Here is a 13,715-nt window from a genome sequence, read left to right as displayed (position 1 = left end):
TAAATTAACTTATTTGTCAATAGTACATTTTTATTCCGGTCAACTTCCATAATTTCTTGGCTAATTTCTATCTAAAATTTCTCTCGGAAATTGCTGCTAATTTATGAAGTTTTGTATTATTTTTAGGGATTGATTTCTGAAACGACTATAGATAAAGGGTTTTGAAGATCATCTTGTCAGACAGATTTAAAATTGACAATATAAACCCAATTATGAAAATCTCCAAAATTATAGCAAATCGCCGAAAGTATTGCAAGCTCGTTACTAAATAAAAATAATTTTCAATTAATTATTAAGAAAATCTAAACTTAAATTTTGATGCGTTATAAATATTAAAAGTATTATTATATTTTGATAATTTTTAGTTATGAAATATTTTTAATATAGCTTTAGCAGAATTTGATACCTATATCCGATTTAAAGCAATGACTGTAACAGGAAACCCAGAAGCAGGGTTAAGAATACTAGATAAACTTGATAATTTCACAGAATAGCGCGATCGCCCTACCCTTAATATCAGAACAAAACAGCTAAAATAGTACCAAATCAGAAAAATGGCAAAATCTGGATATGACCACAGCTACACCCGTAAAAACTGAATACGAAGCGATAATTGGCTTAGAAACCCATTGTCAACTCAGTACCAACACCAAAATTTTCTCTAACAGTTCCACAGCCTTTGGTGCTGACCCCAATACTAACATTGACCCAGTGTGTATGGGTTTACCAGGAGTTTTACCTGTACTTAACGCCAAAGTTCTCGAATACGCTGTTAAAACTGGTTTGGCGCTAAATTGTCAAATCGCTCGGTATAGTAAATTTGACCGCAAACAATATTTTTATCCTGATTTACCCAAAAATTACCAAATTTCTCAATATGATTTACCCATAGCCGAACATGGTTGGATAGAAATTGAACTGGTAGATGATGCAGGAAACCCCAGCCGTAAACGCATTGGGATTACTCGTTTACACATGGAAGAGGACGCGGGAAAACTCGTCCACGCAGGTAGTGAAAGGCTTTCCGGTTCTACCTATTCCCTCGTAGATTATAACCGCGCGGGTATCCCCTTAGTAGAAATTGTTTCTGAACCTGATTTGCGAACAGGACAAGAAGCTGCTGAATATGCTCAAGAACTGCGGCGGATTGTCCGCTATCTTGGTGTCAGTGATGGCAATATGCAAGAAGGTTCTCTACGTTGTGATGTGAATATTTCTGTGCGTCCGGTGGGACGTGAGCAATTTGGCACTAAGGTAGAAATTAAGAATATGAACTCCTTCAGTGCGATTCAAAAAGCGATTGATTATGAAATTGAACGTCAAATCGCTGCGATTGAATCTGGAGAAAAGATTATTCAAGAAACCCGGCTTTGGGAAGAAGGTTCACAACGTACCAGTAGTATGCGAGTGAAAGAAGGTTCTAGTGATTATCGTTATTTCCCTGAACCCGATTTAGCACCGATTGAAGTCACACAACTAGAATTAGATTCATGGTTGAGTGAGTTACCCGAATTACCAGCCCGTAAACGTCATCATTATGAAAATGAGTTGGGACTTTCAGCTTATGATGCGCGGGTCCTAACTGAGGATAAACCAGTTGCGGACTATTTTGAAAGTGCCATAGCTAAAGGTGCAAATCCTAAATCTGCGGCTAACTGGATTACTCAAGATATCGCTGGTTACTTAAATAAACAAAAACTCACCATTTCCGAAATTAAGCTGACGGCTACTAACTTAGCAGAGGTGATTACCCGCATTGAAAATGGCAAAATCAGCAACGCCCAAGCTAAGGAAAAACTCACAGATTTATTAAATGGAGTTACACCTGAAGAAGCTTTTGCAGGTCAAGAACTCATTTCAGATCGTACCATTCTTGAACCGATTATTGATGAGATCATGGCGGCTAATCCTCAACAAGTAGAAAAATACCGCAAAGGTAACACCAACCTCAAAGGCTTTTTCGTGGGACAAGTGCTGAAGAAAACCGATAAACGCGCAGAACCCAAACTCACTAATCAATTGATAGAAGAGAAACTCAATGCACCAGTGTAGGGTGACACCCCTCATCCCCAAAATGGTATAATGTGGTAATAAGACGCAACTTGATTATCGGGAGAGCTAGTTTAAATTGGCTCTCTTTCTTTTTTATACCGCATTTTTTATCTCACCCAGAGGCACAAAGAGCAAAAAATTCTAAGGTTGATAGAGATCCGATTCACAGAGTTTTCCTTCACCTTTACAGCCTTTAGATATTTGTCCACTAGGATTTAAATCGTATACTTTATTGTCTTTAAAAAGTAATCCAAATCCATCTTTCAATATGAGTGGATTGGAAAATTTTCCTTCATATAAAACTGATGTATTCATTGTTCCATGAATTTTTACTATAGCTATTCCATCATTTTTAATAGTAATTGATTGACCAGTTCCACTTCCACCCATAAAGTTAAAAAACCGAGTTCCTACAAATGGTAATATTGCTTGTATCCATCCATTAGCAGAACAAACTGCTGGTTGATTACGAGGTGCAAGAGTAGATAAACACCAATAATTTTTTCCATCAAATACAACACCATTTGTAATGTACTTCAAATCAGAAATAGATTTCCAAGGTTTTTCTCCAAGTTCGTCATAATATCTGTATCGTTGTCCTTTAACTTCTAAACCTTGATCTGTGCCTCCCAAGGCATAAAAACCGACTACAATTTTATTGACTAAATTTTGTTGGGTAATATGCGGATTTTTCTCAATCCACCAATTCCTAATAAACTGATTTTTATTTCCATATCCCTGGCTTTTGGTAACTACAACTAAGAGTTTTCCTTTACCATTAATAAACTCAAATCTGCAAAGTCCTTCTCCCGTTCCAGCACAATCTTTAATTTCTGGATATCCCAATTGAAATAACTCCCTAACGTTGTAAGCACTCAAGTTAGGCAATTGTCCTTGTAAGTGCGGCTGCCAACCTTGTTCAATCAGGAGTTGTCGTGCTTCTGCATATAGCATATTTTTTTGTAGAGACAGTTCTTCAGTAGTATTGGCAGAAATAGCTTTACTAACAGTATTAATAGTTGGTTGCTGCTGACTATATGCAAAGCTTGGACATTCAAGAGTAATTAGTCCAGCTAAACTAGCAAAAATACTGACTGTGACGACGGAAAAAGGAGATCCGCAGTTTTTCCAATACATTTTATATGTTATACAGAATGGTTAAGGACAACTAAGTAACTTTTAAAAATTATATATTTTAGCTGTTGACAAATCAAAACTTTTTAATTTATTTACACAAAATTAAAATAAGGGGTGTAACCCCTCGGTGCTAGAATGATATAGTGTGCTAAGTAGATGCACCCTGATGATTTTAGAGAGCTATCCAAGTGGCTCTCTTTTATTTATTTGAGGTTTAATTTTCGTTAGCAAAAAAAGATTGTCATCAACAGATAAACTCACAATAGAGATAAATACTGGACGCTGATAGAAAACTAGCAGCGGAAAGTAATTGAGCAACAGACACGATATATATAATTGTGAGCAAATTATGGCAGACTGGCAAATAATTACGGGTGGTGTCACAGCCGCACGGGGGTATAAAGCAGCGGGAATTACAGCCGGACTAAAAGCTTCGGGATTACCAGATTTAGCATTAATAGTATCAGATGTAGAAGCGATCGCCGCAGGTGTATTTACAACTAGCCAAGTCAAAGCAGCTTGTGTAGATTACTGTCGGCAAGTGTTACAAGGAAAACATAGTGCTAGAGCCATTCTCTGTAATGCGGGACAAGCTAACGCCGCAACAGGTGAGCAAGGGATTAAGGATGCTCAAGAAAGTGCAGACTTATTAGGAAAAGAATTAGGTATTAATCCAGAATCCATTTTATTAGCCTCTACTGGCGTAATTGGTCAACGGATTAAAATGGATATTTTGCGGGGTGGTATCCCCAAGGTGGTTGCGGCTCTTTCGGAAACTGGTTCAGATACAGCAGCAGGAGCAATTATTACTACAGATTTAGTCACAAAATCCATTGCCTTAGAAACAACTATACATGATCGCCCGGTGCGAATTGGTGGTATTGCTAAAGGTTCAGGGATGATTCACCCCAACATGGCGACAATGTTAGCCTTTGTGACCTGTGATGCTGCGGTATCTTCTACGCTTTGGCAACAAATGTTAACCAGAGCAGCGGATAGAAGCTTTAATTCTATCACAGTTGATGGTGATACAAGTACCAATGATTGTTTAATCGCTTTAGCAAACGGTCAATCTCGCACTCCAGCAATTACAGAAATGGGTGCAGAAGCCGAGAAACTAGAAGCTATGTTAACAGAAGTATGTCAGCATTTAGCGAAAGCGATCGCACGTGATGGTGAAGGTGCAACTTGTTTAATAGAAGTTCAAGTTAGTGGCGCTCACGATGAATTATCAGCCCGACAAATTGCCAAAACCATTGCAGGCTCATCTTTAGTCAAAGCGGCCATTTTTGGTCATGATCCCAATTGGGGACGGATTGCGGCAGCAGCAGGACGGGCTGGAGTCCGTTTTGAACAAGAAAATCTCTCTGTGAAATTAGGGGATTTCTTACTGTTTGAAAATGGTCAACCTTTACCTTTTGATAAAGCCGCAGCTAGTGCATATTTGAAAGCAGCCGCTAATGGTGAATATCTGCAATCAGACACGGTGTTAATTTCTGTCGGTGTCGGTAATGGTCATGGTACAGGTCAGGCTTGGGGTTGTGATTTGAGTTATGATTATGTGAAGATTAACGCTGAGTATACAACTTAGGAAAATCGGCGTTGCTGCTTTGTTCTTAGTCGCAACGCCAAAAAATAGCTGTTAGAATTCTGGGCGTTGCTGATTAAATATATGAATATGTCTCACGCAAAGGCGCAAAGGCGCAAAGGTTAAATTTCCCAATTTCATCTTTCAATATAGGTAAAATCGTATTTTGAATATTGGAATTAAGACAACAGTTATTATAGAAATTACGGCGTTGCTGAATTGAGGCAGGACTTACGCAAAACAGAACGGAAGTAGGGGTAATTCATGAATTACCCCTACGCAAGAATCAGGTTTTGAGTTCAATCTTACGTAAGTCCTATGAGGTATGAAATTCCTAAATTGAACGTTTAAAACTCTTACCTTTGCGCCTTTGCGTGAAACTAAAATTCATACCCTTAATCAGCAACGCCGAAATTACAAATAATCAAAGGTGTATTTTATGCGGTTACGTTCACTTCAGTTGATTTTTATAGCTGGTTTTATTGGCTTGCTTTCCTGGGTATGGACACCCACAGCTTTAGCTTTAACACAGATTAAATTATTTGATATTTCCTACCACGATTGTCCATCAGAACTAGCTAACGGTACAGTGGGTAGCAGTGGTTCAAATTCTGCTGCTTGTTTTATAGTCACAGGTAAAGCAGAAAATAGTACATATAAAACCGTCTATGATGCAGATATTTTTGGCCGGATATATGATGCTAACGGTGACTCAACCTTACAAAATCGCACCCGTCTGGGTTCAATAGCAGAAGTTCCCCCAGGAGTTAGTGATTTTGAATTTAGAATTACTGTACCTAGCAATCAGCCTTTACCATTACAACTTAAACAGTTTAAAGCTGCTGGATTTAGCGGTAAAGTCAGAAGATAATATAACGGTTCTTATATCATCCAAGTGTGTTTTTTAATTATGAAATTTGTAGGGGCGCAGGGTCTGCGCCCTTAATTGTATTGTTACAAAAATTTTAAAATCCTTGTACCAAAGTAGCACGCGCTAAAGTATCCAGAACAGTACCAACTATATTTAAGGCCACAAATGCCAGAATAGGGGAGAAATCCATCCCACCCAAAGGAGGAATGATGGAGCGAAACAGATTTAGGTAGGGATCACTAATTTGGCTTAAAGCAGCGAATGGTTGACTAGACCAGTCAATCGTGGGAAACCAAGTCAAGAGAACCCGAATAATTAGCAAATAGCTATAAAGGGAAACAAAAGTGGCCAGGGTTGTAATTAGTAAATTCATGGATGGGTAACTTTCCTGTTAAGTGTCAAACATAGATTCATGATTGATTTTAATATAACTGCGGATTTAGGAATCTTGATCAAGACAACGCTTAAGATTGCTCATTTATTTCCTGTGACGAGTTGGGATTGACATTTCCCAACTGCTTCCGCACATCATCAATTGTGGCATTGAGTTGGGCAATTTTATCTTCAAGCGATCGCCTTGTTGCTTCTATTTCCACATTTTCATGAGCAGATGCTCGCATTTGCCGTTTTCTAGCTGCTCTGATCTGGCTATCATTTTCACCATCAGTTAAGCCTTCCTCGTCTTCGGCTATCAATCTAGCATCCAAGCGCGAAGTAATTACCGCACCTAAAACACCACCGACTACACCCCCAATCAATGTTCCCAGTAGAAACCCACTACTAAAACCATCTTGCTGACTCATATTTTTACTACCTTCTCGAACATAAGCAACTTTGATCACACTTCAGCTATGTTTTGTCCTTAGCTGTATACCAGCTTAAGTCCCAAAGATGCGATCGCCTGCATCTCCCAATCCCGGTACAATATATCCCTGATCATTAACCATTTCGTCAATAGTAGCGGTGTAAACAGTCAAAGATGGATAGGCAGCAGCTAATTTTTGTAAAGCCGGCGGTGCAGCAACTACAGAAACAATTCGCGCCAAAGCAGGATCAACACCTCTTTGAGTCAATTCTGCCATTGCTGCCATTATAGAACCTCCAGTGGCCAACATCGGCTCGGTAATTAACACCCGTGTTTCGGGAGCAAATTTTTCTGGTAATTTATTCAAATAACAATCAGGTTTTAGAGTTTCTTCGTTTCGCACCAACCCAAAATGGTAAATTGATGCTAAAGGCAGTAAACCTTGCGCTCCCTCTAATAAGCCTAAACCAGCCCGCAAAATTGGCACAACAGCCACAGGTATTTGGGGGTCAATAAAAGTTGCTGGACAGGCAGCTAAGGGACTCTGCACAGTTGTTTCTTGCGTCGGCAACCACTCTCTCACCGCTTCATAAGTTAGCCACCGGCCTAACTCAGTGATAGCAGAACGAAATAATACTGATGGTGTAGCTACATCACGGGCAACTCCCAACCAGTGCTGAATTAGAGGATGGGGTGGAACATAAACACGCAGTTGTTGCGTCATAACCAAAAATAAGCGGTTTTGTTAATTGTCTTTTCACTGAAACATCATCATACTCCTTCCCTGCTACGACTGACAGCCAATCATAAATTATTGATAAAATCTGTCAATAATAGTTGACAACTATTCTCAATCAAGGTTATATTATTATCAAGTGTTCTCCTCTCTTTAAAGGATCGGCAGACGGGATTAGTCAGCAGCAGCAGGCTTGTCCCTCTTTTTTTGTGCGAGAAAATAAGCGATAATCAGATTCATACACCAAAATACTTTCAATCCGCTTAAGTAGAACGGACTAAATAATTCCAGGTTTGTAGTGAGGACTTTAGTCCTAATTTAAGGGCTGAAGCCCTTACTACCAAATCAGCTCAATATTTTTTACATTACTTAATCTAAGTTGATTTATTTTTGCCTAGTTACTTACTTATTTTCCGTTAGATGAATTACGAATTATTTGATGCCATTATTATTGGTTCTGGGATTGGTGGTTTAGTGACAGCTACCCAATTAGCAGCAAAAGGTGCAAAAGTCATAGTCCTAGAAAGTTATCTCATTCCTGGAGGAAGTGCAGGTTATTTTCACAGCCAAGGATATACATTTGATGTAGGTGCATCAATGATTTTTGGTATGGGTAATCAAGGGACAACCAACTTACTCACCCGTGCTTTAGATGCAGTCAATGTCAAGATAGAAACCATCCCTGATCCTGTACAGATTCATTATCATTTACCTGATGGATTGAATCTGAAAGTTGATCGAGATTATGAAAAATTTATCCAAAATCTGATCGCTTATTTTCCCCATGAAGCCAAAGGCATCCGTAGCTTTTATAATGAATGCCAAAAAGTCTTTAATTGTCTCAATAATATTGAACTCTTATCACTAGAAGAACCTAAATATCTATTGCGGGTATTTCTTCAAAATCCTTTAGCCTGTCTAGGTTTAGCTAAGTATTTACCGTTAAATGTAGGTGATGTGGCGCGACGTTATATTAAAGATTCGCTATTATTAAAGTTCATTGATATAGAATGTTATTGTTGGTCAGTAGTCCCAGCCGAAATGACACCAATGATTAATGCTGGGATGGTTTTTTCCGATAGACATTATGGCGGAGTTAATTATCCCAAAGGCGGAGTTGGTAAAATTGCTCAAAAATTAGTTGCTGGTTTAGAAAAAACTGGCAGTCAAATTAAATACCAAGCTAGAGTCACAAAAATACTCACTGAACAAGGAAAAGCTATTGGTGTACAACTAGCTAATGGTCAAGTGTATCACGGTAAAAAAATCGTCTCTAATGCTACACGCTGGGACACATTTGAAAAATTATTACCAGCAGATAAAATACCAAATAATGAGAAGTATTGGCAACAAAAATATCAAAAATCACCCGGATTTTTAAGTTTACATATAGGAGTAAAAGCATCAGTTTTACCTGCTGGAACAGAGTGTCATCATATTTTGCTGGAAGATTGGCAAAAAATGGAGTTAGCAGCAGGGACTATTTTTGTTTCTATTCCTACACTACTTGATCCAGATTTAGCTCCCACCGGATACCAGATTATTCATGCTTTTACACCTGATTGGATTGATAATTGGCAAGGACTTTCACCCCATGAGTATGAGGAAAAAAAAGAACAAGCCGCAGGGAGAATAATTGAACGATTAGAAAAGATTTTTCCTGGTTTAGATGCAGGGTTAGATTATTTAGAAATAGGTACACCGCGTACTCATCGTCGCTTTTTGGGGAGAATGGATGGTACTTATGGTCCTATACCCAAGCGGAAGTTGTGGGGGTTGTTGGGAATGCCTTTTAATCGTACCGCTATTCCTGGTTTATATTGTGTAGGTGATAGTACATTCCCTGGACAAGGTTTAAATGCAGTGGCTTTTTCTGGCTTTGCTTGCGCTCACCGCATTGCTGTAGATTTGAGACTCAAAAAATAGATCCCCGACTTCCAAAAAGTTAGGGATCTGATATTTAGCGAAATAAATTTTTATGGGGAAAGCTAACTTTTTTAGGTGTGTACTCCGAACAATCTATGGCATCTTCAGTAAGAACAGTATCAGGCTTGACAGCACATTTTAAATAATGGTTATTCGCAAAAAATTGACATTTTTTGCAGGGAACTTTTTGTGAAATTTTGCTTTTCAAGCATACCTTATCATCGGCATTACTACGGATCTTCTGAAAAAGAAGGAGAAAAATAGCCCAAACAAAAATAAATCCCAAAGGAGCTAAAGATAATGCTAAATCTGGTATTTGAATGTTGTAATTTTGATATTCTACCTTTTCTTGTTTAACTGCACTTTGGGCAATAGCCAAATTGGTATTGTAAGCTATTGTATTTTCCAATACCTGCGCTATATACATCTTATTTCCCTTAGTTATCTATAATGGTTCTTAATTGAAAAAAGTGACAGAACCAGGTTGTAAACCCCAGAGATAAAATCCGTTTTAATAGTGAATGATGTTGCCTTTGAAAAATTTCGATTTAAGTCCTAGATATATCTGGGTAAAGCTGAATATAGCTTTCAATTATAGGTTTAGCAAAAGAAAAATTTAGTTATCTCTGTCAATAGTTTTGATTTTTGTGATGTAAATATATACCTAAAGTGAGAGTTGTATATAGCGATTCCCATTTGAGTAAGGTACACCGATGAAAACATTAACCGCAGATAGAAGATGATGGACGCGGATAAACGCAGATGAATTTGTATTTTAGTAGACTAGGAAACGCTATATATAAACTCTATATGATTTATTAAATATACTTAGGGTGAGCAGTGCTTACCCTATATTACTTGTAATTACATTAGTTGCTAGTACCGCAAGGCAGAATTTAAAATAGTCTAACTAGCAACTTCAATTACTGAATATTATTCTGTTTTATTTAATCTAGCTTTGACATCTGCTGCAAAGTCTTCATATTTTCTTAAAGGAGTCACTTCTACTTGCACTTTTTGGCCATTTTTTTTCATGATAGGCAAGTCTAGAAGAATTTGGTCTAGTGTATCTGGAGTAGGAACATCAACAATAACAATCACACGACGAGTGCCAATACATTTCCATAAATCAACTATTATTCCTGCTTGTTTTGCTTGTAGTGCAGTATCTGCTTCTTCACTCCAAATGGCAAACAATTCTTGTTGATTCATGTGATCTGGATATTCAACATGAAAATCTAAATGATATAACATAATTATGTTTCCTTTCAGGATTTTATTTTATTAGCTTAAACTAAAATAAGCCCACATCTGAATTTAAAAAATCAGTGTGGACTTAATAAGAGCGAGTTATTTTTTTACCACTGTTCACAAATCAAAGGTAATTGTTATTGAGACAAGGCTGTTTTGCGAGATTTCTGTATTTGAGTCATGGTAAAAACTAGCCCTAAAACAAATAAACCAGCAGTAGTGGTAGGTTCAGGCGTAGATTTGATATTACCTTTGATTGCAATTCCATCATTACCACAATCTAAAAACAGATTTGCAACGTAGTTACCATTAGCAATTAAACTTCTATCAAAGGAAAATCCAATGGTATGAGTTCCTAAAGCAGAAAAATGACCGAAATCTAATCCGGCTGTACTTAAATCAAGTCCACTTAATAGAGAAACACCACCTACTTTAGTCCCTGACGCAATGGCGTTAAGAATAGGTGTGTTACTAGTGGTTGGGTTATTAGCTACAGAAGTTTGATAGTAGTAGTCGTATACAGATTGTTGAGTGAAAAAATCTGTGCCTTGAGTATTTGGTCTACCCCATCCACTGTTATAATACTGCTTTAAACTACTGTAACCATTATGGGATGTGGTAATACTTTTGGCGGTGACTCCTGTATAAACACCTGTGGCTATGCTGGAATCGTTGTTATTAACAAATCTAACTGCAAATAGGTCTTGATTTTGACTAGCAGTTTGGAAATCTTTACCGGAGAAATTCAAGAATAAATCGCTCCAACCAATATTGACGTTTCCTTCGTTTACCCCTGATAAAGGCATACCACCTGTCAGGGCAACATATACTTTATCACCAGACTCTTTGATGGCCATGCCTTTGATCTCGAAACTAGAACTACCAGAACCATCGCTAAAAGAGTCAATACCATAATTCCAGTCTTGATAAAGTTGTCCTGCGTTTGCTTGTTGTCCAGCTACTAACAGAAGACTAAGGGTGACTGTTGTGGTGCAAATAAAAGTCTTTAGGGTAGACATTTTTCTAAATTAAAATAAGGTATCTTTGATAACCACAATATAAGTTACTTTCTATACTTATTTGAGAATAAATAGATAAATATTGTATAATTAATATGAAGTTAAGTTTAAAAAATACGTACTCTACTGACCGCATTTCTACTATTTTTCTCAGGGTATCTTGTAAATTAACGGAGAGCAACTATTATTTTCTCTTTAGTCAAGGGTAGAAATTCAGAAAATTACGTAATCTTACATAATTGAAAAAATGTCTGTTGCTATAATCAGCAATTTGTCACCTATGAAATTACTGATGATGACTGATTTTTTTATATAAATAGGACTTACGCAATAACTCTCTGAAACTCTTATTTCGACCTGTCCTCTGCGTCCTCTGCGGTATGGCTAACGCCACGCTTCGCGTTAGCGGAGCTTTCGCTTTAGCGATACGTTTCTTCATGATTTTGCGTAAGTCCTGATAAATTCTGTATTGACGTTATGTATAACTTCGTTACAAAGACGAACAAAGCAATTATTGATTGTAAATTCAGGCTGGTGGTATTTCTTCTTCCACGGGACGAATGATGGGTGGTGGTGGTGGTGTGAGTTGTGGTTGAAAGATGCCTTGTAAGGCTTGTTCTAGGGTTTGTGCCATGACGATGCGGTTTTCATAGGCTACAACTACTCTGACTAAGGTGGGTAAACTATTTTGTGTAGCTTCTAAATAAATTGGTTCAACATAGAGTAACGATTGCTCAATGGGAATTACTAGTAGATTACCTTGAATTACTCTCGAACCTTGACGATTCCAAAGGGAAATTTGTTGAGAAATGACTGGATCTTGATTAATTCTGGCTTCAATTTGTTCTTGTCCGTAAATTAGGCGTTCTTTAGGGAAGTTATATAGGAGTAATTTGCCGTAATTTTCGCCATCAGAACGTGCTGCTAACCAAGCAATTAAATTTGTCCGTTGTTTGGGTGTGTAAGGTAGTAAGAGGATAAATTCTTCAAAGGGGACATTGGGAAGACTGGTAATTAAATAGTAAGGTTCAACTTGACGGGTTTCGTCTCCATAGATTTCATTGGGAATCTGCCATTGATCTTCCCGGTTGTAAAATACTTGGGGATCTGTCATGTGGTAGATCATTAAGCGTTCAGATTGAATTTTGAAAAAGTCTACTGGATAGCGGATATGGCTACGGAGATTGGGGGGTAAATCCTGCATGGTTTGAAACATTTGCGGAAATATTTTTGACCAAGAGATAATTAATGGATCTGAGGGATCGGCAATGTAAAATTTAACTGTGCCGTTGTAAGCATCAATTACGACTTTGACAGAATTACGGATATAGTTGATGTCGTCTGTACCTGTATCAGAATAGGGATAGCGATCGCTTGTGGTGTAAGCATCTACTATCCAATAAAGGAAATTTTCTTGACCAGGAAACTGTTGATTTTTATTGTCTATATGGGCATCAGCGGCGACTAGATAAGGATCACTATCGAATTTTAAAAAAGGTGCGATCGCCCGAATTCTTTCATTAATATTTCGCCGAAATAATACTTTAGTATCTGGTAAAAAATCCCTTGTGAAGACCATTCTCCAGTCTTTTAAATAAATTGAAAATAGCCATCTTTTCCAGAGAGAATTTAGCTTGATGCCACCTAATCCATCATAAGTATTATAAACATTATCACTTCCGCTAGGATAATCTAATTCTTTGACTTTTGTCCCAGTCATGACGTGAGTATTACTAATTTCTCCATAATAAATCCGGGGTTTACCAATGGGAATACTTTCACGGATAGCTGGACTAGAAGTGTTTAAGGCGCTACCATTCTGGCTAATATCTTTAACAAAATATTCTGGTAGTCCACCAATAGCAACTGTATTAACAGGACTCAGAGTAAAGCCATAGCCATGAGTATAAATCATATTTTGGTTTACCCATGTTTGTGCTTGGAGAGGGACATCTGGATAATTTAATTCTCTGGCGGCAATTAGGACTTGTTGTTTTTCTGTTGTGTCTTGTGTCAGGCTATTTTTTATTTGATATCTATCAACATCAGCATCAGGAAATTTATAATAAGGGCGAATTTGTTGTAGTTGTCTGTTGGTTTTTAATAATGGTTCTTGATCCCAAAGACGAATATTCCGAATTGTCAAATCGTTGGCTTTAATATCAGCTTCGGTGAGTTTTCCTGATGGATTAAATGTTTGGGAATCAATCACATCTAAGTTAAAGGCTTGACGAGTTAAGGCAATATTTCTGCTGATATAGGGTTCTTCTCTTTTTAATTCATTTGGCTCAACAATTAGTTTTTGTACAGTTATTGGTAAAATGAAATTA

General features: G+C 37.6%; 12 protein-coding genes. 4 read left to right on the top strand and 8 right to left on the bottom strand.

What is annotated here, in order from left to right:
* Positions 1-570 precede the first annotated feature (570 nt).
* Positions 571-2,052 (top strand): Asp-tRNA(Asn)/Glu-tRNA(Gln) amidotransferase subunit GatB, encoded by a 1,482-nt coding sequence (gene gatB / locus FJR38_RS14425; protein ID WP_168537822.1) that lies wholly within the window; start codon positions 571-573, stop codon positions 2,050-2,052.
* A 141-nt stretch (positions 2,053-2,193) separates the two neighbouring features.
* On the opposite strand, the gene FJR38_RS14420 is transcribed toward gatB, so the two are convergent.
* Positions 2,194-3,189, bottom strand: coding sequence for a hypothetical protein (locus tag FJR38_RS14420; protein ID WP_168537820.1), 996 nt, complete (start codon positions 3,187-3,189; stop codon positions 2,194-2,196).
* 349 nt (positions 3,190-3,538) lie between these two features.
* Here FJR38_RS14420 and argJ point away from each other — a divergent pair, with 349 nt between their 5' ends.
* Positions 3,539-4,780 carry a bifunctional ornithine acetyltransferase/N-acetylglutamate synthase gene (gene argJ, locus FJR38_RS14415; protein ID WP_168537818.1) on the top strand — a complete coding sequence of 414 codons (1,242 nt, stop codon included), beginning with the start codon at positions 3,539-3,541 and terminating at the stop codon, positions 4,778-4,780.
* Between the two features lie 436 nt (positions 4,781-5,216).
* Positions 5,217-5,648, top strand: coding sequence for a hypothetical protein (locus FJR38_RS14410; protein WP_168537816.1), 432 nt, complete (start codon positions 5,217-5,219; stop codon positions 5,646-5,648).
* A gap of 94 nt (positions 5,649-5,742) precedes the next feature.
* On the opposite strand, the gene FJR38_RS14405 is transcribed toward FJR38_RS14410, so the two are convergent.
* From FJR38_RS14405 to upp, 3 genes are all read right to left on the bottom strand, one after another.
* Positions 5,743-6,021 carry a YggT family protein gene (locus FJR38_RS14405; protein ID WP_168495210.1) on the bottom strand — a complete coding sequence of 93 codons (279 nt, stop codon included), beginning with the start codon at positions 6,019-6,021 and terminating at the stop codon, positions 5,743-5,745.
* Positions 6,022-6,112: 91 nt separating this feature from the next.
* Entirely contained in the window at positions 6,113-6,451 is a 339-nt protein-coding gene (locus FJR38_RS14400; protein ID WP_168495433.1) for a hypothetical protein, read from the bottom strand.
* 75 nt (positions 6,452-6,526) lie between these two features.
* Complete coding sequence (gene upp / locus FJR38_RS14395) at positions 6,527-7,177, bottom strand: uracil phosphoribosyltransferase (RefSeq protein WP_168537814.1); 651 nt, start codon at positions 7,175-7,177, stop codon at positions 6,527-6,529.
* A gap of 432 nt (positions 7,178-7,609) precedes the next feature.
* Between upp and crtH the strand changes: the two genes are divergently transcribed.
* Positions 7,610-9,115, top strand: coding sequence for a carotenoid isomerase (crtH, locus tag FJR38_RS14390; RefSeq protein ID WP_168537812.1), 1,506 nt, complete (start codon positions 7,610-7,612; stop codon positions 9,113-9,115).
* 34 nt (positions 9,116-9,149) lie between these two features.
* Here crtH and FJR38_RS14385 read toward each other — a convergent pair whose 3' ends face one another.
* From FJR38_RS14385 to FJR38_RS14370, 4 genes are all read right to left on the bottom strand, one after another.
* Positions 9,150-9,542, bottom strand: a complete 393-nt coding sequence (locus tag FJR38_RS14385; protein WP_168537810.1) for a hypothetical protein — start codon at positions 9,540-9,542, stop codon at positions 9,150-9,152.
* Between the two features lie 506 nt (positions 9,543-10,048).
* The gene (locus tag FJR38_RS14380; RefSeq protein ID WP_168537808.1) at positions 10,049-10,369 is read right to left on the bottom strand and encodes a muconolactone Delta-isomerase; all 321 of its coding nucleotides are present in this window, start codon (positions 10,367-10,369) and stop codon (positions 10,049-10,051) included.
* A gap of 134 nt (positions 10,370-10,503) precedes the next feature.
* Positions 10,504-11,385, bottom strand: coding sequence for an XDD3 family exosortase-dependent surface protein (locus FJR38_RS14375; RefSeq protein ID WP_168537806.1), 882 nt, complete (start codon positions 11,383-11,385; stop codon positions 10,504-10,506).
* Between the two features lie 526 nt (positions 11,386-11,911).
* On the bottom strand, positions 11,912-13,715 hold a 1,804-nt coding region (locus FJR38_RS14370; RefSeq protein WP_168537804.1), incomplete at its 5' end, for a UPF0182 family protein.

The organism is Anabaena sp. UHCC 0253 (assembly GCF_009712085.1).
Classification (GTDB): domain Bacteria; phylum Cyanobacteriota; class Cyanobacteriia; order Cyanobacteriales; family Nostocaceae; genus Dolichospermum.
Note: the sequence above shows the minus strand (reverse complement) of the source record. Positions and strands in the feature narration are given on the sequence as shown.